This window comes from Streptosporangium sp. NPDC002524, from assembly GCF_040295985.1.
Taxonomy (GTDB): domain Bacteria; phylum Actinomycetota; class Actinomycetes; order Streptosporangiales; family Streptosporangiaceae; genus Streptosporangium.
In genome coordinates, this window is the sequence record NZ_JBEOWK010000002.1 from 465,151 (window position 1) to 484,879 (window position 19,729).

Annotated in this window: 17 protein-coding genes; 14 read left to right on the forward strand and 3 right to left on the reverse strand. The window is 70.6% G+C overall.

Features of this window, described 5'->3' with window-relative positions; genetic code table 11:
* Window positions 1–52 precede the first annotated feature (52 nt).
* From pdxT to ABT053_RS04680, 11 genes are all read left to right on the forward strand, one after another.
* Window positions 53–643 (forward strand): pyridoxal 5'-phosphate synthase glutaminase subunit PdxT, encoded by a 591-nt coding sequence (pdxT, locus tag ABT053_RS04630; protein ID WP_350967477.1) that lies wholly within the window; start codon window positions 53–55, stop codon window positions 641–643.
* Between the two features lie 3 nt (window positions 644–646).
* Window positions 647–1,399, forward strand: a complete 753-nt coding sequence (locus tag ABT053_RS04635; RefSeq protein WP_350967479.1) for a YebC/PmpR family DNA-binding transcriptional regulator — start codon at window positions 647–649, stop codon at window positions 1,397–1,399.
* A 74-nt stretch (window positions 1,400–1,473) separates the two neighbouring features.
* Complete coding sequence (locus tag ABT053_RS04640) at window positions 1,474–2,751, forward strand: cation:proton antiporter (protein ID WP_350967480.1); 1,278 nt, start codon at window positions 1,474–1,476, stop codon at window positions 2,749–2,751.
* A 128-nt stretch (window positions 2,752–2,879) separates the two neighbouring features.
* Complete coding sequence (gene ruvC / locus ABT053_RS04645; RefSeq protein WP_350967533.1) at window positions 2,880–3,464, forward strand: crossover junction endodeoxyribonuclease RuvC; 585 nt, start codon at window positions 2,880–2,882, stop codon at window positions 3,462–3,464.
* A complete protein-coding gene (ruvA, locus tag ABT053_RS04650) occupies window positions 3,461–4,081 on the forward strand; it encodes a Holliday junction branch migration protein RuvA (RefSeq protein ID WP_350967482.1) in 621 nt (206 codons plus the stop codon). Before ruvC ends, ruvA begins: the two co-directional genes overlap by 4 nt.
* Before the next feature lie 112 nt (window positions 4,082–4,193).
* The gene (gene ruvB / locus ABT053_RS04655) at window positions 4,194–5,252 is read left to right on the forward strand and encodes a Holliday junction branch migration DNA helicase RuvB (protein WP_350967483.1); all 1,059 of its coding nucleotides are present in this window, start codon (window positions 4,194–4,196) and stop codon (window positions 5,250–5,252) included.
* Between the two features lie 225 nt (window positions 5,253–5,477).
* On the forward strand, window positions 5,478–5,846 hold the full coding sequence (gene yajC, locus ABT053_RS04660; protein ID WP_350967485.1) for a preprotein translocase subunit YajC: 369 nt from the start codon (window positions 5,478–5,480) through the stop codon (window positions 5,844–5,846).
* A gap of 84 nt (window positions 5,847–5,930) precedes the next feature.
* Complete coding sequence (secD, locus tag ABT053_RS04665) at window positions 5,931–7,706, forward strand: protein translocase subunit SecD (RefSeq protein WP_350967486.1); 1,776 nt, start codon at window positions 5,931–5,933, stop codon at window positions 7,704–7,706.
* A complete protein-coding gene (secF, locus tag ABT053_RS04670) occupies window positions 7,706–8,794 on the forward strand; it encodes a protein translocase subunit SecF (protein WP_350967487.1) in 1,089 nt (362 codons plus the stop codon). The genes secD and secF overlap by 1 nt, the downstream gene beginning before the upstream one ends.
* A 181-nt stretch (window positions 8,795–8,975) precedes the next feature.
* Complete coding sequence (locus tag ABT053_RS04675) at window positions 8,976–9,494, forward strand: adenine phosphoribosyltransferase (RefSeq protein ID WP_350967489.1); 519 nt, start codon at window positions 8,976–8,978, stop codon at window positions 9,492–9,494.
* A gap of 237 nt (window positions 9,495–9,731) precedes the next feature.
* Window positions 9,732–11,927, forward strand: coding sequence for a RelA/SpoT family protein (locus tag ABT053_RS04680; protein ID WP_350967490.1), 2,196 nt, complete (start codon window positions 9,732–9,734; stop codon window positions 11,925–11,927).
* A 250-nt stretch (window positions 11,928–12,177) separates the two neighbouring features.
* Here the strand turns inward: ABT053_RS04680 and ABT053_RS04685 are convergent, their stop codons facing one another.
* Complete coding sequence (locus ABT053_RS04685; RefSeq protein WP_350967491.1) at window positions 12,178–13,407, reverse strand: DUF349 domain-containing protein; 1,230 nt, start codon at window positions 13,405–13,407, stop codon at window positions 12,178–12,180.
* 65 nt (window positions 13,408–13,472) lie between these two features.
* A complete protein-coding gene (locus tag ABT053_RS04690; RefSeq protein ID WP_350967492.1) occupies window positions 13,473–14,333 on the reverse strand; it encodes a peptidylprolyl isomerase in 861 nt (286 codons plus the stop codon).
* 147 nt (window positions 14,334–14,480) lie between these two features.
* On the opposite strand from ABT053_RS04690, the gene ABT053_RS04695 reads away from it, so the two are divergent.
* The 3 genes from ABT053_RS04695 to aspS are packed head-to-tail and all read left to right on the forward strand — an operon-like array spanning window position 14,481 to window position 18,230.
* Window positions 14,481–15,227, forward strand: coding sequence for an MBL fold metallo-hydrolase (locus tag ABT053_RS04695; RefSeq protein WP_350967493.1), 747 nt, complete (start codon window positions 14,481–14,483; stop codon window positions 15,225–15,227).
* Between the two features lie 4 nt (window positions 15,228–15,231).
* Window positions 15,232–16,497, forward strand: coding sequence for a histidine--tRNA ligase (gene hisS, locus ABT053_RS04700; protein WP_350967494.1), 1,266 nt, complete (start codon window positions 15,232–15,234; stop codon window positions 16,495–16,497).
* Window positions 16,494–18,230 carry an aspartate--tRNA ligase gene (gene aspS, locus ABT053_RS04705; protein WP_350967496.1) on the forward strand — a complete coding sequence of 579 codons (1,737 nt, stop codon included), beginning with the start codon at window positions 16,494–16,496 and terminating at the stop codon, window positions 18,228–18,230. Before hisS ends, aspS begins: the two co-directional genes overlap by 4 nt.
* A 451-nt stretch (window positions 18,231–18,681) precedes the next feature.
* On the opposite strand, the gene ABT053_RS04710 is transcribed toward aspS, so the two are convergent.
* Window positions 18,682–19,566: a peptidylprolyl isomerase gene (locus ABT053_RS04710; protein ID WP_350967497.1), complete on the reverse strand. Its 885-nt coding sequence runs from the start codon at window positions 19,564–19,566 to the stop codon at window positions 18,682–18,684.
* Window positions 19,567–19,729: the final 163 nt, after the last annotated feature.

A 19,729-nucleotide genomic window follows, 5' to 3' on the forward strand; every position in this document is an offset into this window, starting at 1 on the left:
ACCGGTGGCCATACGCTGAAGGGGCACCTCACCCGCACGGGAAGGACCATCGGTGACCATCGTCCCCACGATCGGCGTGTTCGCGCTGCAAGGAGACGTGCGCGAGCACGTGCGCGCCCTGGAGGCGGTGGGCGCCAGAGCGGTCACCGTGCGGCGTCCCCGCGAGCTGGAGGCGGTCGACGGCCTCGTCATCCCCGGCGGCGAGTCCACCACGATGTGGAAGCTCGCCGAGACCTTCGAGCTGCTCGAACCACTCCGGATGCGGATCAAGGCGGGCATGCCGGCCTACGGCTCCTGCGCCGGGATGATCATGCTGGCCGACCGGATCGAGGGCGGGATCGAGGGCCAGCAGACGATCGGCGGCATCGACATGGTCGTCCGCCGCAACGCCTTCGGGCGCCAGGTCGACTCCTTCGAGGCCGACGTCGACTTCGCCGGCCGCGGCGGCATGCGGGCCGTCTTCATCCGCGCCCCCTGGGTGGAATCCGTGGGTTCGGAGGTCGAAGTGCTGGCGCTGGCCGAACCTGGGGATAGGATCGTCGCGGTCCGCCAAGGACCGTTGCTCGCCACGTCCTTCCACCCGGAACTTACCGGGGATGTCGGTGTGCATTCATATTTCGCTGAGATGGTGAGGGAGCTCTAGGCGATGTCCGGCCACTCCAAATGGGCGACGACGAAGCACAAGAAGGCCGCGCTCGACTCCAAGCGCGGCAAGCTGTTCGCCAAGCTCATCAAGAACATCGAGGTCGCGGCCCGGACGGGCGGACCCGATCCGGACGGCAACCCGACGCTGTACGACGCCATCACCAAGGCGCGCAAGAGCTCGGTCCCGATCGACAACATCGAGCGCGCCCGCAAGCGCGGCGGCGGCCTGGAGGCCGGCGGCGCCGACTGGCAGACGATCATGTACGAGGGGTACGCCCCCGGCGGCGTCGCGGTGCTGATCGAGTGCCTCACCGACAACCGCAACCGCGCCGCCTCCGAGGTCCGCGTCGCGCTGACCCGCAACGGCGGCTCGCTGGCCGACCCCGGCTCGGTGTCCTACATGTTCAACCGCAAGGGCGTCGTGCTCGTCCCCAAGGGTGAGCTCGCCGAGGACGACGTGCTGGTCGCGGTCCTCGACGCGGGCGCCGAGGAGGTGAACGACCTGGGCGACCAGTTCGAGGTCGTCTCCGAGGCCACCGACCTCGTCCCGGTCCGCAAGGCCCTGCAGGACGCCGGGATCGACTACGACTCGGCCGAGTCGAGCTTCATGCCGACGATGAACGTCCCGCTGGACGAGGACGGCGCCCGCAAGGTCTTCAGGCTGATCGACGCCCTGGAGGACAGCGACGACGTGCAGAACGTCTGGGCCAACTTCGACGTCTCCGACGAGGTCATGGAGAAGCTCGACGCCTGACCCGGGTAATTCCGGTGTGATCTCGTGTTGTCTGCGAGGTTTGTCCGCGTGGTCAAGGGCATATCACGCGGACAATGGGCAATCCTGATCTGATTTTTGCCGTGGCGGGTGTCGCCGCGCTGCTCGCGGCCACGCTGCCCCGGCTCCTCAACCGGCGTCCCTTCTCGCTTCCCCTGGCCTGCCTGCTGGGCGGCCTCCTCCTCTACGCGCTGCCCCTGGAGCTGCCGGATCCCGATCCGGTGGCCCACCGGGCGCTGGTCGAGCACGCCACCGAGATCTGCGTGCTGATCTCGCTCATGGGCGCCGGGCTCGCCATCAACCGGCCCTTCGGGCGGCGCAACTGGTCCTCGACCTGGCGCCTGCTGGGGTGGACGCTCCCGCTGACCGTCCTCGGCGTGGCCGCCGCCGCGTACGGCCTGCTCGGCTGGCCGCTCGCCGCGGCGCTGCTGCTGGGCGCGGTGCTCGCGCCGACCGACCCGGTGCTCGCCTCCGACGTGCAGGTCGGCGAGCCCGTCGACTCGGAGAAGGCCGACGACGAGGTCCGCTTCACCCTCACCTCCGAGGCGGGCCTCAACGACGGCCTCGCCTTCCCCCTCGTGTACGCCGCGATCGCGCTGGCCGTGAGCGGGGGCGTCGGCTGGATCGCCGAGTGGACGCTGGTGGACCTGCTCTACCGGTGCGCCGCGGGAGTGGTGTGCGGCCTGCTGATCGGCAAGGGCCTGGGACGGCTGTTCTTCCGCGCCCAGAAGTCCGACCTGCGCCTGGCCGAGCACCGCGACGGCTTCGTGGCCCTGGCCGCGACGTTCCTGGCGTACGGGCTCACCGAGCTGGTGCACGGGTACGGCTTCATCGCGGTGTTCGTGGCGGCCTGCACCATCAGGGCGGCCGAGCGCAGCCACGGCTACAACGGGGTGCTGCACGGCTTCATCGAGCAGATCGAGCGGCTGTTCACCGCCTGGCTGATCCTGCTGCTCGGCGGCTTCGTCGCGGTGGGCGGCCTGGCCGCGCTCACCTGGCGGGGCGCCGCGGTCGGCCTGTTGCTGCTGCTGGTCATCCGGCCGCTGACCGGGTGGCTCGCCGCGCTGGGCGGCAGGGCGGGGCCGCGCGAGCGCGTCGCGACGGCGTTCTTCGGCATCCGCGGCATCGGCTCGCTGTTCTACCTCGCCTACGCCCTGGGCCAGGCCGACTTCGGCGTCCCCGCCGAGGAGCTCTGGGCCGTGGTCGCCTTCACCGTGCTGGCCTCGCTGGCGATCCACGGCATCTCGGCCTCGCCGGTGATGAACCGCCTGGACCGGCTGCGCGACCGGGCGGGGAACGGCCGGGACGCCGAACCCGCCGCCCAGCACCTGTGAGCCGCGGGCCCGCTCGCGGCCTCTCCGGCGGGCCGGGGAAGAGTCGTGCGCGGGCCGCTCCCAAGCGGTAGAGTCTGCCACCGAACAGGTGTTCGGCGAGCGGAGGCGTGTCGGTGCGGTTGCCCGAGTTGCGGGTGATGGGGGTCGATCCAGGGCTTACCCGGTGCGGGCTCGGCGCCGTCGAGGGGCGGCCAGGCGCGCCGCTGAACCTGGTGAAGGTCGGGGTCGTCCGCACCCCCGCCGACGACGAGATCGGCGCCCGGCTGGTGGCGATCGAGGCGGGCATCGAGCAGTGGCTCGACGAGATCAAGCCCGACGCGGTGGCCGTGGAGCGGGTCTTCGCCCAGCACAACCTCAGGACCGTGATGGGCACCGCGCAGGCCTCCGCCGTGGCGATCCTGTGCGCGTCCCGCAGGGGCCTGCCGGTCGCGCTGCACACGCCGTCCGAGGTCAAGGCCGCCATCACCGGCAGCGGCACGGCCGACAAGCAGCAGGTCGGCACGATGGTGACCCGCCTGCTGCGGCTGGACGCCATGCCCAAGCCCGCCGACGCCGCCGACGCGCTCGCCCTCGCGATCTGCCACGTGTGGCGGGGCGGGGCCCAGAGCAGGCTGGCCGAGGCCGCCGCGAAGGCGGCGAGTGCCACCACGACCCCCGCCGCCTACTTCCGAGGCCGTGGCAGGGCCGGACACCCGAGAGGAACCGCGAAGTGATCGCCTCGGTGCGAGGACAGGTGACCGCGATCGCGCCCGACGGGGCGGTCGTCGAGGTCGGCGGGGTCGGAGTCCTCGTGCACTGCACGCCGGGCACGCTGGCGACGCTCAGGACGGGCGAGGAGGCCAGGCTCGCCACCTCGCTGGTGGTCCGCGAGGAGTCGCTCACCCTGTTCGGCTTCGTCACCGACGACGAGCGCGGCATCTTCGAGCTGCTGCAGACGGCGAGCGGGGTCGGCCCCAAGGTCGCCCTCGCGATGCTCGCCGTGCACACCCCCAACGCGCTCCGGGTCGCGGTGGCCTCCGCCGACGTCAAGGCGCTGACCCGAGTCCCCGGGGTGGGCCCGAAGGGCGCCCAGCGGATCATCGTCGACCTCAAGAACAAGCTCGGCACGCCGGAGGAGGCCGTCAACGCCGCGCTCGACGGCCGCATCGCCGTGCCCGCCTGGCGGTCCCAGGTCCACTCCGGGCTGGTCGGCCTGGGCTACTCGGGGCGAGACGCCGACGAGGCGGTCGCCGTCGTCGAGCCGCAGGCCGAGGCGGACCTGGCCGAGGGCCGCCCCCCGCAGGTGGCGGCCCTGCTCAAGGCCGCGCTCCGCGCGCTGAGCGTGCGATGAGGGGCGGGCGGGGCGGGCCTCACCGGTCCTCCGGGGGCGGGCGCGCCGTACGGGACGGGTGCGGGGGAGACCGTACGGGACATGTGCGGGCGGACGGCGGGGGAGGGGCGGCGTGAGTTCCGAGCGTGATCTGGTGTCGCCGGACGCCGAGGGCGACGAGAGATACATCGAGGCGGCGCTGCGGCCCAAGCGGCTGGAGGAGTTCATCGGCCAGGCGCGGGTGCGCGAGCAGCTGTCGCTGGTGCTGCAGAGCGCGCTGCGGCGCAACCGGCCGCCGGACCACGTGCTGATGAGCGGCGGTCCCGGGCTGGGCAAGACGACCCTCTCCATGATCATCGCGACCGAGCTCTCCGTGCCCCTCCGGATCACCTCGGGGCCCGCGCTGGAGCGGGCCGGCGACCTCGCGGCGATCCTGTCGACCCTCTCCGAGGGCGAGGTCCTGTTCATCGACGAGATCCACCGGATGGCCAGGCCCGCCGAGGAGATGCTCTACCTCGCGATGGAGGACTTCCGCGTCGACATCGTGGTGGGCAAGGGGCCCGGGGCGACCGCGATCCCGCTGGAGATCGCCCCGTTCACCCTGGTGGGGGCCACCACCAGGGCCGGCATGCTCCCCGCGCCGCTGCGCGACCGCTTCGGCTTCGTCGCGCACATGGACTTCTACGGGGTCGCCGAGCTGGAGGAGGTGCTGCACCGCTCCTCGCGCCTGCTGGGCGTCACGCTCCCCGGCGACGCCGCCCATGAGATCGCCGGCCGCTCCCGGGGCACCCCCCGCATCGCCAACCGGCTGCTGCGCCGGGTCCGCGACTTCGCCGAGGTGCGCGCCGAGGGCGTCGTCACCAGGGACGTCGCCTCCGCCGCGCTCAACCTCTACGAGGTCGACGCCGAGGGGCTCGACCGGCTCGACCGGGCGGTGCTCGGGGCGCTGCTGCGCAAGTTCGGCGGCGGGCCGGTGGGGCTGTCGACCCTCGCGGTCGCGGTGGGGGAGGAGCCGGAGACGGTCGAGGTGGTCGCCGAGCCGTTCCTGGTGCGGCAGGGGCTGCTGGCCCGCACCCCCCGCGGCCGGGTCGCGACCGCCGCGGCCTGGACCCATCTGGGGCTGGTGCCCCCGCCGGACGCCTTCGGGGCCTCATTTCTCATCGATCTTGAGGATGATCCCGGGCAAATCTAGCGTTGGGAGTCGGTAGGGGAGTCGTACAGGATTGATCACAGAACGATGACAACTGTATCGAAATGGGAACTTCCCTGCGTGCCGAAACGTGACTTCGTTGCCGCGCTCTTAACAGCTCGCCTAAACTCCGAGCCTTGGCTGGCTGTGTAGGCTGACGTGCTGAGCGGCGTGGCCGTATGTGACGTCCGGCTTCCGCCGGTCAATCTCAAGAGAGGGAGCGGCCCTGTGGGCGGCAACTATTCGAGCCTGATCATGATCGCTCTCATGGTCGTGGTGTTCTACTTCCTGCTCATCCGGCCGCAGCGTAAGCGGCAGCAGGAGCAGGTCAAGATGCAGAACAGTCTCACGCCGGGCACCGGTGTCATGACCACGACGGGTCTCTTCGCGACCGTGGTGGCCATCGACGCCGACGACGTGATCCTGGAGATCGCCCCCGGCGTGGAGACCCGCTGGGTCAAGGCGGCCATCGGCCGTGTCCTGGTTCCGGTTGACGACGCGGAGGAGGAGAATGTCAAGGCTGTCGACCACGATGTTGTCGTGGAGACGGCGGAACAGCAGGGTGCAGACCACGACACGACGAGCAAGAAGCCGTGAGTAGCCTCACCTCCAACCCCCTATAACCGAAAGAACTGACGACCAGTGGCCCGACCGACCAGCGGCCAGAGCAGACCGGGGCGCATGCTCCTGGTGCTTCTGGCGATCATTCTCGCCATGGGCGGGGCGATGCTCCTCAACAAGGCGTACACCCCGGAGTATGGCCTCGACCTCGCCGGCGGCACGACCGTGACGCTGCAGCCCGTCACGCCGAACGGCGGCGCTCCCTCGCAGGAGAGCCTCGACCTCGCCGTGAACATCATCCGTGAGCGGGTGAACGGCAGTGGCATCTCCGACGCCGAGGTCGCCAAATCCGGTGACAACATCGTCATCTCCGTTCCCGGAGCCGGCCAGGAGGAAGTCGTCAAGCTGGTCGGCACCACCGCGGAGCTGAGGTTCCGCCAAGTGCTGGCGATCGGGGCCGGGTCGCCTCCGCCCCCGGGCCAGCTCTCCACCCAGGCGCCGACGCCGACTCCCTCGCCCAGCGCCTCCGGGCGCAAGGGCGACAAGGGGAACAAGCCCGCCGAGTCGGCGACCCCGAAGCCCGGCACGACCGCCGCGCCCGACACGGGGGCCTCCCCGGCCGGCCGCGCGCTGTCGTCGGCGCTCACCAACCCGAGCCCCGGCGCCACCGCCGCGCCCTCCGCCGAGCCGAGCGGCGACACGTCCGCCAAGCCGGGCAGGAGCGCGGCCCCGGACGCCAGTGCCGCGCCCGACGCCAGCGCCGTGCCGACGGCCCCGCCCGCGTCGCCCGACGACCCCATGGCGGGCGTCGACACCACCGGGATCGACCCCGCGGCGCTCAAGCGGTTCGAGACGCTCGACTGCGCCAAGGACGCCGGGGTGGGCGCCCAGGACGCGCCGGACAAGCAGTACGTCGGCTGCAGCCAGGACGGCAGCACCAAGTTCGTGCTGGAGAAGGCCGCCGTGACCGGCACCTCGATCGACAGCGCGTCCTCCGGCGTCGACCAGACCACCGGTGAGTGGCTCGTCCAGCTCGCCTTCAAGGGCCAGGGCCCCGACCAGTGGTCGAAGGTCACCACCACCGCCTTCAACTCGCAGGCCCCCCGCAACCAGGTCGCCATGGTCCTCGACGGCGTGGTCATCTCCGCGCCCGTCATCCAGGAGCCCATCACCGGCGGCCGGGCGCAGATCTCCGGCAGCTTCACCCAGGTGACGGCCGACGAGCTGGCCAACCAGCTCAAGTACGGCGCGCTGCCGCTGAAGTTCGAGAAGAGCTCCATCGAGGAGGTCTCCTCCACGCTGGGCGCCGACCAGCTGCGCGGCGGTCTCATCGCGGGCGCGATCGGCCTCCTGCTGGTCGTGATCTACTCGATGCTCTACTACCGGGGTCTGGGCATCGTGTCGGTGCTGAGCCTCGTGGTGGCCACGGTCGTGACCTACCAGGCCGTCGTGCTGCTCGGCGCGTTCGCGGGCTTCCGCCTCTCGCTGCCGCACATCATCGGACTGATCGTCTCGATCGGTATCACCGCGGACTCGTTCATCGTCTACTTCGAACGGATCCGCGACGAGATGAAGGAGGGCCGGCGCTCGCTGCGCACGGCCGTCGAGGTCGCCTGGGTCCGCGCCCGGCGGACGATCCTCATCGCCGACGCCGTCATGTTCATCGCCGCCGTGGTCCTCTACTTCCTGGCGGTCGGCGGCGTGGCCGGATTCGCCTTCGCCATGGGCCTGACCACGCTCATCGACATCGCGGTGGTGTTCATGTTCACCAAGCCGTTCGTCGCGATGCTGGCCAAGCTGCCGTTCTTCGCCAAGGGGCACAAGCTCTCCGGGCTCGACGCCGAGCGCATGAGCGAGGCCCCCGTCACGCCCAAGACCGTTCCGCAGGAGGCCTGATGTCCGGCATCGCGCGCCGGCTGTACCGGGGCGAGGTCGACGTCGACTTCGTCGGCCGCAAGAAGCTCTGGTACACCCTTTCCGCAATCCTGCTGGTGATCTCCATCGCCGGTCTGGTCTTCAACGGCCTCAACCTGGGCGTGGAGTTCAAGGGCGGGTCCGTCTTCTCCTTCAAGGCCCCGACGGCCAACATCGAGCAGGTGCGCGCCACGTTCACCGACGCCGGCGCGCACCAGGTCATCGCGCAGACGACCCAGAACGGCTGGCGGGTCACCACGGAGAGCCTCCCGGCCGACCAGGTCACCAAGATGCAGAAGGCCGTGTCCACCGAGTTCGGCCTGCCGGTGGACCAGGTCAACCTGCAGGTGATCGGCGCCTCGTGGGGTGGCCAGGTGGCCAACAAGGCCGTCATCGGACTGATCGTCTTCATGCTGGCGATCATTCTGTACCTGACGATGGCCTTCGAGTGGAAGATGGCGCTGGCCGCCGTCGTGGCGCTGCTGCACGACCTGGTGATCACCGCCGGTGTGTACGCCTGGTCCGGCTTCGAGGTCACCCCGGCGACCCTGCTGGGCTTCCTGACGATCCTCGGATACTCGCTGTACGACGCCGTCGTCGTCTTCGACATGATCAAGGAGGTCACCGCCAAGCTCGGCAGGACCTCCAAGCTCACCTACACCGAGGCCGCCAACAACGCGCTGAACCACACGCTGATCCGGTCGCTGAACACCACCCTGGTGGCGATCCTGCCGGTCGCGGCGATCCTCTTCATCGGCACCACGCTGTTCGGCGCGGGAACGCTGAAGGACCTGTCGCTGTCGCTGTTCGTCGGCATGATCGTCGGCACCTACTCCTCGCTGTGCGTCGCGACGCCGCTGCTGGTCACGTTGAAGGAGCGCGAGCCCCTCTACACGGAGATCGCCAAGAGGCTCGCCGCGCACGGAGGCGGTTCCGGGGTCAAGACGGTGCGCCAGCCGGTCACCGCCGGGGCCTCCAACGGAGCCGCCACGGTCGGCGGGGCCTCCGGCGGTGCCTCCACGGCCGCCGGCAGGACCTCCCCGGCCGGTGACAAGCGCAGGAAGAAGTAAGCACGAGCACGTCCGCGCCTCCGCTCCCCGCACAGGGAGCGGAGGCGTTTTCCTTACCCCGCGACCTTCTTCTCCCGTAGCCTCCCTCACCCCCGCGGCCTCTCCCCTTCGCAGCCTCCTTCCCATAAGGCACCGGCCCCCCGGTGCCTTCCACCCCGAGTCCTCCACAGGAGCGCCGACCATGACCGAGCTGACCAGCCTGATCCTCGACCGCATCCGCGACGTGCCCGACTACCCGCAGCCCGGCGTGCTGTTCAAGGACATCACCCCCCTGCTCGCCGACCCGGTGGCGTTCACCGCGGTGACCGAGGAACTGGCCGGGCTGTACGAGGTGGACAAGATCGTCGGGATCGAGGCGCGGGGGTTCATCCTGGCCGCCCCGGTCGCCGTCCGGGCGGGCGCGGGCTTCGTCCCGGTGCGGAAGAAAGGCAAACTGCCCTCTGAGACGCTTGAGGCGTCCTACGATCTGGAGTACGGCTCCGCCACCATCGAGGTTCACCGGGACGCCTTCACCCCCGGAGAGCGCGTTCTCGTCGTCGACGACGTGCTCGCCACCGGAGGTACGGCGCGCGCGGCGGTGGAGCTGGTCCGCAGGGCGGGCGCCGACGTCGTCGCGGTCGCCGTGCTCATGGAGCTGGCCTTCCTCAAGGGCCGCGAGCGCCTGACCGACGTGGAGCTGCACACCCTCGTCGTCGTCTGATCGACCCCGCGGACAAATGCACACAACCCCGTCTGGATACACTGAGGGATCTGGACTCGAACGTAAGGAGTCTGAGTGCCCCGTGATGTGGTCGTCCCCGACGCGACCGCCGGCGGTGGCGGCCCCGAGACGGCCGTCCCAGCAGGCGATGCCGGTTCCGCCATGTCCGGAGCCGCCGAGGAGAAGCCGGCGGTAAGGCGAAGGCTCGCACGTTTCGGGGGGACATGGGGTGGCGGCATGAATCCGGTCCTGGAGCCATTGTTCCGGACGGTCCGCGCGACCCATCCGAAGGCGGACCTGCGGCTCATCGAGCGCTCCTACGACGTGGCCGCCTACCACCACCGCGACCAGAAGCGTAAGAGCGGCGACCCGTACATCACCCACCCGCTGGCGGTGGCCACGATCCTGGCCGAGCTCGGCACCGACGACGAGACGCTGTGCGCGGCGCTGCTGCACGACACCGTCGAGGACACCGCCTACGGCCTCGACGAGCTGCGCTCGGACTTCGGCGACAACATCGCGCTGCTGGTCGACGGCGTCACCAAGCTCGACAAGGTCAAGTTCGGCGCCGCGGCCGAGGCCGAGACCGTGCGCAAGATGGTCGTGGCGATGTCCCGCGACATCCGGGTGCTGGTGATCAAGCTCGCCGACCGGCTGCACAACATGCGCACCATGCGCTACCTGCCCGAGCACAAGCGGCACCAGAAGTCGCGGGAGACGCTGGAGATCTTCGCGCCGCTCGCCCACCGGCTGGGCATGAACACCATCAAGTGGGAGCTGGAGGACCTCGCGTTCGCCATGCTCTACCCCAAGCGGTACGACGAGATCGCCCGGATGGTGTCGGAGCGGGCCCCGCGCAGGGACCTGTTCCTGCAGGAGGTCATCGAGAAGGTCTCCGGGGACCTGCGCGACGCCAAGATCCGCGCGGCCGTCAAGGGCCGCCCCAAGCACTACTACTCCGTCTACCAGAAGATGATCGCCAGGGACGTCGCCTTCGACGACATCTACGACCTGGTCGGCATCCGGGTCCTGGTCGACTCGGTCCGCGACTGCTACGCGGCGCTCGGCACGATCCACGCGCGATGGAACCCGGTCCCCGGCCGGTTCAAGGACTACATCGCGATGCCCAAGTTCAACATGTACCAGTCGCTGCACACCACGGTCATCGGCCCCGAGGGCAAGCCGGTGGAGCTGCAGATCCGCACCCACGGCATGCACCACAGGGCCGAGTACGGCGTGGCGGCGCACTGGAAGTACAAGGAGGACATGACCACCGCGGGTCCTCCCGGGGCGAAGCTGAAGCCCGCCAGCGACATGGCGTGGCTGCGCCAGCTCCTCGACTGGCAGAAGGAGACCGCCGACCCGGGCGAGTTCCTGGAGTCGCTCAGGTTCGACCTGTCGGTCTCCGAGGTCTACGTCTTCACCCCCAGGGGCCAGGTCATCGCCCTGCCGGAGAACGCGACGCCCGTCGACTTCGCCTACGCCGTGCACACCGAGGTCGGCCACCGCTGCATCGGGGCGAGGGTGAACGGCCGCCTGGTGCCCCTGGAGTCGCGCCTGGGCAACGGCGACACCGTGGAGATCTTCACCTCCAAGTCGCCCGACGCGGGCCCCTCGCGCGACTGGCTGAAGTTCGTCAAGTCCGGCCGGGCCCGCAACAAGATCCGGCAGTGGTTCTCCAAGGAGCGCCGCGAGACCGCGATCGAGGCGGGCAAGGAGGCGATCGGCCGGGCCATGCGCAAGCAGGGCCTGCCGCTGCAGCGCCTGATGTCCGGAGAGTCCCTCCTGGCCCTCGCCAGGGACCTGCGCTACCCGGACGTCTCCGCGCTCTACGCGGCCGTCGGCGAGGGCCACGTGGCCGCGCAGACGGTCGTGCAGAAGCTCGTGACGTCCATCGGGGGCGTCGAGGGCGCCGAGGACGACATCGCCGAGACCTCCGTGCCGACCAAGCTGCGCGGGCGTCCCCGGGGCAGCGGCGGCGCGGGAGTGGTCGTCGCGGGCGACTCCGACGTGTGGGTGCGCCTCTCGCGATGTTGCACCCCGGTGCCCGGCGACGAGATCGTGGGCTTCGTCACCCGCGGGCACGGCGTGTCGGTGCACCGCACCAACTGTCCCAACATGGACCAGCTCCAGTCGGAGCCCGACCGCCTGGTCGAGGTCGCCTGGTCCGCCGCCGACGACTCGGTGTTCCTGGTCGCGCTGCAGGTCGAGGCGCTCGACCGGCCCCGGCTCCTCTCCGACGTGACCCGCACCCTCTCCGACCAGCACGTCAACATCCTGTCGGCGTCGGTGACGACGTCCAGGGACAGGGTGGCGATCAGCAAGTTCACCTTCGAGATGGGCGACCCCAAGCACCTGGGCCACGTCCTGAAGGCCGTCCGCAACATCCAGGGCGTCTACGACGTCTACCGGGTCAGCGGCGCCGGTTCCTGAGGCCCTTCCCCTCTCGCCGTCCCGTACGCCCTCTCAGGCCGCGAGGGCCGGAGGCGGGGCCCGGGGTGAGCCTATGGGCTCCCGCTGTTCCGTAACGACCCCTCAGGCCGCGTACGCCCGCCGTGTGCCGTGTGTCGCGTACGTCCGGCGCGGGCCGGTCCTCGCCCGGCCCGTCACAGACGGCGGGGCCGCGGGGAACACTCCGTGGTGGGAGTGTCCCCGCGGCCCCGGGGTCACGCGGTGCCGGAGGTCAGGAGAACTCGGCGAGCGTGCGCTCCGCCTCCTCCAGCCAGGAACGACGGGCGGCCAGGGCCTCCTCGGAGTCCTTGACGTCCTTGTCCCTGCCGGCGTCCCTGGCCTTGGCCAGGCGGCCCTCCAGCTGCGCGATCGACTTGCGCAGCTGGTCGACCGTGTTCTGGGCGCGGGCGCGGGCCTCGGGGTTGGAGCGCTTCCACTCCGTCTCCTCGGCCTTGCGGACCGCCTCGTCGATCTTGCGCAGGCCACCCTCCAGGCGGTCGCGCTGCTCGCGCGGGACGGGACCCGCGGCCTCCCAGCGCTCCAGGAGGTTGCGCAGGGCGCCCCTGGCGGCGCGGGCGTCGGTGACCGGAAGGATCTTCTCCGCCTCGACCAGGAGCTGCTCCTTGATCTCGGCGTTCGCCGCCAGCGAGGCGTCGCGCTCGGCGAAGACCGCCGACCGCGCCTGGAAGAACTGGTCCTGGGCGCCCTTGAAACGGCCCCAGAGCTCGTCCTCGACCTCGCGGGAGGCCCTGCCCGCCGTCTTCCACTCCTGCATCAGCTCGCGGTAGGCGGAGGCGGTGGCGCCCCAGTCGGTGGACGAGGCCAGCGTCTCGGCCTCGGCCACGATGCGCTCCTTGGTGGAGCGCACGCCCTCGCGCTGCTCGTCCAGCCCCGCGAAGTAGGCCTTGCGCCGCTTGGCGAAGGCCGTACGGGCCGCCGAGAGGCGCTTCCACAGGGCGGCCTCGGTCACCCGGTCGATGCGCTCGGCGGCCTTCCACTCCTCGATCAGCTGGCGCAGCCGCTCACCACCGGTCTTCCAGTGGGTCGTGTCGTCGGCGATGCGCTCGGCCTCGGCGACGATCCGCTCCTTGATGCCCTTGGCCTCGGCCCTGGCCACGTCGCGAGCCGCCTTGACCTCCTCACGGCGCTGGGCGACCAGCTCCGTGAGGGCGTTGAGGCGGTTCAGCAGCGCGTCGAGATCGCCGACCGCGTGCGCGTCGGTGATCGCCTCACGGAGCTTGACGATCGTCGCCTCGGCCTGGGCGGGTGGCAGGTCGGTGCCGCGGACCCGCTGCTCCAGCAGGGCGACCTGCCCGGCCAGCTCGTCGAACTTGCGATGGAAGTAGGCAAGCGCCTCCTCCGGTTCGCCGGCCTTCCAGGACCCGACGGCCCGCTCTCCCTCAGCCGTACGTACGTAGACGGTGCCGTCGTCGTCTACCCGGCCCCACGGGTCGGTGCTCACCGTGTCCTCCCGCACTTTCATCAGCCTTTCGGGACTTACCGCCCCTTGTATGTATTACGTCAGCTCTAACTGGACATTGTCACGTCTTTGATTTCGACGGTTTCCTTCGGTGCCCCGGTGCCGTCGGGGCCAGGGGTGATGACGCCCGCCTTGTTCACCTTGTCGAGGATCTCCAGACCCTTGGTGACCGTACCGAACGGTGTGTAGTCCGGGGTCAGCGGGGCGTCGCCGAAGACGATGAAGAACTGGCTGCCGTTGGTGTCGGGGCCGCTGTTGGCCATGGCCACGACGCCGCGCGTGTATTTGGCGCCCTCCAGGTTCTCGTTCACGAAACGGTAACCGGGGCCGCCCTGGCCGTCGGTCTGGCTCTTTCCGTCGGCCTTGGCCAGCGGGTCGCCACACTGCAGCATCGGGAACTGGTCGGAACCCAGCCGGTGGCACTTGGAGCCGTTGAAGTAGTTCTTCTGCGCCAGGAAGGCGAAGGAGTTGACCGTGCACGGGGTCTTGTCGGCCGACACCTTGATGACGATGTCGCCCTGGTTGGTCTTCAGGGTCATCGTCTTGGGCGTCAGGTCGGCCTTCTCCGGGGGCAGGCCCACGTTCTTGGCCGGGCCGCCGCCGGGCTCCGCGGCGTAGCCGCAGGTGCCGCTCGCCGGGTCGAAGGCCTTCGGCTGCGCGCCCGTGGCCGCCGACGCGGCCGGGGAGGCGTTGTCCGACGGGGCCGGTTCGGTGGTCGCGGTCGCCGTCGTGTCGGAGCCCCCGAACAGGGTCGTCGCGGCGATCACACCCGCCACCACGACCACACCGGCCACGGTGCTGCCGATGATCGCGTTGCGCTTGGCCCTGGACTCACGTTCGACGCGTCGCTGCGTCTGCCGCTCGTAGTGCTCGCGCGCCAACTGCTTCTGACGCTCCTTGCCGCTCACCGCTTCGCCCTCCCGAGTGCCGAGTAGTACTTAATGAGGTGGGCGAATCGTATCGGCCAATGGGTAATGGTTCGCAGCCCGCCGACCCGCACCGGTACCCTTCGGTTACATTCCCATCCGCATTCTTGACGAGATCAGCTGAGGCAGATGCTCATCGCCGGCTTTCCCGCAGGGTCCTTCCAGACCAACTGTTACGTCGTCGCTCCCGCCGCGGGCGAGGAGTGCGTGGTCGTCGACCCCGGTCAGAACGCCGTCGGCGACCTCGACGACCTGCTGCGCGAGCACCGGCTCAAGCCCGTCGCGGTGCTGGTCACCCACGGGCACGTCGATCACATGTGGTCGGTCGCCCCGGTCTGCGGCGCGCGTGACGTTCCCGCGTGGATCCACCCGGAGGACCGCGACCTGCTGGCCGATCCGGGCAAGGGATTGTCGCTGTCGACGAAGCAGCAGCTGTTCGGCGGGCTCACCTTCACCGAGCCCGACGACGTGCGCGAGCTCGCCGACGGCGAGGTGCTGCGGCTGGCCGGCCTGGAGCTCACCGTCGACCACACCCCCGGCCATACCAGGGGGTCGGTGACGTTCAGGCTGCCCAGCACCGAGGAGATCCCGGACGTGCTGTTCTCGGGCGACCTGCTGTTCGCCGGCTCCATCGGCCGCACAGACCTTCCGGGCGGCGACTACCCGACCATCCTGCGCAGCCTGGCGGCCAAGTGCCTGCCGCTGCCGGAGGACACGGTGGTCCTGCCCGGCCACGGACCACAGACCACGATCGGTCACGAGCGTGCCACCAACCCGTACCTCGCGGAGGCGAAGGCTGCCGCGGGCACGAATCCCGCGGCGCCCGCGGGTTCCGCGGACGCCGGGCACGACCGCGGCCCCGGCAGGGGACTTTGAGACAATGACTTTGCAGGCGCCCAAGGGCACCTTCGACTGGCTTCCGCCGCGCTCCGAGCGGGCGCTCGCCGTGCGCGAGGCGCTCACCGCGCCCGCCCGCCTGGCGGGCTACGGCTACATCGAGACCCCGGTCTTCGAGGACACCGCGCTGTTCGTCCGCGGTGTCGGCGAGTCGACCGACATCGTCTCCAAGGAGATGTACACCTTCGAGGACAAGGGCGGGCGCTCCATCACGCTGCGCCCCGAGGGCACCGCGTCGGTGGTGCGGGCGGTCCTCCAGCACGGCCTGCACAACGGGCAGCTCCCGGTGAAGCTCTGGTACTCGGGCAGCCAGTTCCGCTACGAGCGGGCCCAGAAGGGCCGCTACCGCCACTTCTGGCAGGTCGGCGCCGAGGCGCTGGGCGCCGAGGACCCGGCGCTGGACGCCGAGCTGATCCTGCTCGCCGTCGACGGCTACGCCTCCCTGGGGCTCACCGGGGTCCGGCTGCTCGTCAACACGCTGGGCGACAAGGTGTGCCGCCCGGTCTACCGGGCCGCGCTCCAGGACTTCCTGCGCGCCCTCGACCTCGACGAGGCCACCCGCGCCAGAATCGAGATCAACCCGTTGCGCGTGCTCGACGACAAGCGCCCCGAGGTGCAGGCGCAGCTGGCCGGGGCGCCGCTCGTCGTCGACCACCTGTGCGAGGCGTGCAAGGCCTACCACGAGGAGGTCCGCGCGCTGCTGACCGCCGCCGGCGTGGCCTACACCGACGACCCCCGGCTAGTCCGCGGCCTCGACTACTACACGCGCACCACGTTCGAGTTCGTCCACGACGGGCTCGGCTCGCAGTCCGCGGTGGGGGGCGGGGGCCGCTACGACGGGCTGAGCGAGATGCTCGGCGGCCCCCCTCTGCCCAGCGTCGGCTGGGCGCTGGGCGTCGACCGCACGGTCCTGGCCATGGAGGCCGAGGGGCTGTTCGGGGACGAGAGCGCCGAGGCGCGCGTGCGGGTGTACGGTGTGCCGCTGGGCGAGGAGGCACGCCGCCGGATGTTCCTGCTCGTCACCGAGCTGCGCCGGGCGGGCCTGGCCGCCGACATGTCGTTCGGCGGCAAGGGCGTCAAGGGCGCCATGAAGGGCGCCGACCGCTCGGGTGCCGGCTACGCGGTGATCCTCGGCGAGCGGGACATCGCCGCGGGGGTCGCCCAGGTCAAGGACCTGGTCAGCGGGGACCAGACCGCCGTACCGCTCGCCGAGATCGTCACGATGCTGAAGGAGAGACTGGACAAATGATCCGCACGCACGAAGCGGGATCACTGCGCGAGGAGCACGCCGGGCAGCGGGTGACGCTCGCCGGGTGGGTGGCGCGGCGCCGCGACCACGGCGGCGTGGTCTTCATCGACCTGCGTGACGCCTCGGGCTCGGCCCAGGTGGTCTTCCGCGAGGAGGACGACGCCCACGGCCTGCGCGCCGAATACTGCGTCAAGGTCGTCGGAGAGGTGCGGGTCCGCCCCGAGGGCAACGAGAACCCCGAGCTGCCGACCGGCGCGATCGAGGTCGTCGCCTCCGAGGTCGAGGTGCTCAGCGAGTCCGCGCCGCTGCCGTTCCCGATCGAGGGCACCGCGGGCGTCTCGGAGGAGGCGCGGCTGAAGTACCGCTACCTCGACATCCGCCGCCAGCAGGTCGCGCACGCCATGCGCATCCGCTCCCGGGCCACCTACCTCGCCCACGAGGTGATGAACGAGCAGGGGTTCACCTACGTCGAGACCCCGACGCTGACCCGCTCGACCCCGGAGGGCGCCCGCGACTTCCTGGTCCCGGTCCGCCTCCAGCCGGGCAGCTGGTACGCCCTGCCCCAGTCGCCGCAGCTGTTCAAGCAGCTGCTCCAGGTGGCCGGGCTCGAGCGCTACTACCAGCTCGCCAAGTGCTACCGCGACGAGGACCTGCGCGCCGACCGGCAGCCGGAGTTCACCCAGATCGACGTCGAGATGTCCTTCGTGGACCAGGACGACGTCATCGCGCTGGGCGAGCGGCTCATCGGCCGCATCTGGAAGGAGACGGTCGGCTACGACCTGCCGGCGCCCCTGCCCCGGATGACCTACCGGGACGCCATGGCGCGCTACGGCTCCGACAAGCCCGACCTGCGCTTCGGCCAGGAGCTCGTCGAGATGACCGAGTTCTTCGCCGGCACCACCTTCCGCGTGTTCCAGGCGCCGTACGTGGGCGCCGTGGTCATGCCGGGCGGCGCCTCGCAGACCCGCAAGGAGCTCGACGGCTGGCAGGAGTGGGCCAAGTCGCGCGGCGCCAGGGGCCTGGCGTACGTGCTGGTGGGCGAGGACGGCACGCTCGGCGGGCCGGTCGCCAAGAACCTGTCGGAGACCGAGGCGGGCGGCCTGGCCGCCAAGGTCGGCGCGGCGCCCGGTGACGCGATCTTCTTCGCGGCCGGCGCGGCCTCCGCCTCCCGCGACCTGCTCGGCGCGGCCCGCCTGGAGATCGGCCGCCGCTGCGGCCTGATCGACGAGTCGGCCTGGAACTTCCTGTGGGTCGTCGACGCCCCCATGTTCGAGGAGGACGGCGAGGGCGGCTGGACCGCGGTCCACCACCCCTTCACCGGCCCCAAGCCCGAGTGGTCCGACACCTTCCAGGACCACCCCGGCGAGGCCCTGGCCTACGCCTACGACATGGTCTGCAACGGCATGGAGATCGGCGGCGGCTCGATCCGTATCCACCGGGCCGAGATGCAGCAGCGCGTCTTCGACGTGCTGGGCATCTCCAAGGAGGACGCGGAGGGCAAGTTCGGCTTCCTGCTGGAGGCGTTCAAGTACGGCCCCCCGCCGCACGGAGGCATCGCCTACGGCTGGGACCGCATCTGCATGCTCCTGGCGGGCACCGACTCCATCCGCGACGTCATCGCCTTCCCGAAGACGGCCTCCGGGTTCGACCCGCTCACCGGCGCGCCCACCCCGATCACGGTGGAGCAGCGCAAGGAGGCGGGCGTCGACGGCAGGCCCAAGGCCGACGCCTGACCCGGGGCCTGCCCCGGATGTGAGCCAGACGTGACGAGAGCCCCCGGACGGTGTTCCGGGGGCTCTCGCCGTGTCCGGGGCCTGGGGGACGGGGTGGGCGGGGACGACGCCTTCCGCGCGCCTCACAGGCCTCCTGGGCGCCCTGTGGGGCCGCCGGGCCCTTCGGGGGCGGGAGACGGCCCCGGTCCGCGCACGGCCGCGCTGGGGGTCGCGTCGGCCGTACCGGGCCGTGTGTCCGCTGTGTGCCGGCGCGTGCCGGTCGCGTGCCGGTCGCGTGCCGTCCAGGGGACGCGGGCGTGTGGGGTGTACGGGGTGCCGGCGTATCTGAGCGGAGACGTGTCCGGGTGGAGATGTGTCTGGGCGGAGACGTGTCCGGGTGGGGACGCGGAAACGCCCCGCCGGTCGTCCGACCGGCGGGGCGTCCTGTGGCGGCGAGCCGCCATGGGTCCCGCTAGGAGAGCCGCACGTTCTTGATGATCACCGGGATCTTGGGGGCGTTGGAGCCGCCGTCGCCGGTGATGTCCTCGGGGTTGCTGATCCAGCCGCCCTTGGCGATCTTGTCGAGGATCTCCATGCCCTGGGCGACGACGCCGAAAGGCGTGTAGGCCTTCTCCACCTGGTCGGTCTCGTCCCCGAGCGAGATCCAGAACTGGCTGCCGTTCTGGTTGACGGCGTCGACCGCCTGGGCCACCGCGACCGTGCCCTTGGTGTACGGCAGGCCGCCGAGGTTCTCGCTGTCGTAGACGTAGCCCGAGCTGCCCTGGCCGTCGGTCCGGTTCTTCCCGTCGGCCTTGGCCTGCGGGTCGCCGCACTGCAGCATGCTCAGGCCGGAGTTCTCGGGGGTGGCCAGGCGGTGGCACTTGGTGTTGTCGAAGAAGTTCTTCCTGGCCAGGAAGGCGAAGGAGTTGACCGTGCAGGGGGCGTACTGGGTCGCCAGGTCGATCACGACGTCACCGTGGTTGGTGGTGATCGTCATGGTCTTCAGCTTCAGGTTGGGCTTGGCCGGCGGCATGCCCACGTCCTTCATCGGGCTGCCGCTGGTGTCCTTGCGATAGGAGCACTTCGTGTTGGCCGGAGCGACCGGGAGGCTCGGCTCCGGCGTCGCGGCGGTCTCCGAAGGAACCGGTGAACTGGTGGCGGCGGGCTTGGCCTGCACGTCGTCGCCGTCGTTCCCGAGGAGGGTGACCCCGGCGAACAGTCCTCCCGCGACGACGACCACCGCGGCGACGGCTCCGATGACGACGTTGCGCTTCGACGCGGTCGTCTGCTCGGCACGCTTCGCCTGCCGCTCTTTGTGTTCCCGAGCCAGCTGGCTCTGGCGGTCCTCGGCGCTCACCGCTATGTCCTCCAAGATTGATGTTCCATGGTTACGGGCTGGCGAAAAGAGTACCGGCCCTAACATGTGCTGTACGTAAGTGGAGGAATTCATCAGATGGGGACAGAGGGGAAGACGAGCTCTCTTCACGCTCCCCATAGCCCACCCGTGGTGGGATCCCCGT

Bases quoted from the DNA above. Each gene is read 5' to 3' on its own strand.
- aspS (WP_350967496.1), top strand. From the start codon at position 16,494: ATGATCCGCACGCACGAAGCGGGATCACTGCGCGAGGAGCACGCCGGG.
- ABT053_RS04680 (WP_350967490.1), top strand. From the start codon at position 9,732: ATGAATCCGGTCCTGGAGCCATTGTTCCGGACGGTCCGCGCGACCCAT.
- ABT053_RS04695 (WP_350967493.1), top strand. From the start codon at position 14,481: ATGCTCATCGCCGGCTTTCCCGCAGGGTCCTTCCAGACCAACTGTTAC.
- ABT053_RS04635 (WP_350967479.1), top strand. From the start codon at position 647: ATGTCCGGCCACTCCAAATGGGCGACGACGAAGCACAAGAAGGCCGCG.
- secF (WP_350967487.1), top strand. From the start codon at position 7,706: ATGTCCGGCATCGCGCGCCGGCTGTACCGGGGCGAGGTCGACGTCGAC.
- ABT053_RS04640 (WP_350967480.1), top strand. From the start codon at position 1,474: ATGGGCAATCCTGATCTGATTTTTGCCGTGGCGGGTGTCGCCGCGCTG.
- hisS (WP_350967494.1), top strand. From the start codon at position 15,232: ATGACTTTGCAGGCGCCCAAGGGCACCTTCGACTGGCTTCCGCCGCGC.
- ABT053_RS04675 (WP_350967489.1), top strand. From the start codon at position 8,976: ATGACCGAGCTGACCAGCCTGATCCTCGACCGCATCCGCGACGTGCCC.
- secD (WP_350967486.1), top strand. From the start codon at position 5,931: ATGCTCCTGGTGCTTCTGGCGATCATTCTCGCCATGGGCGGGGCGATG.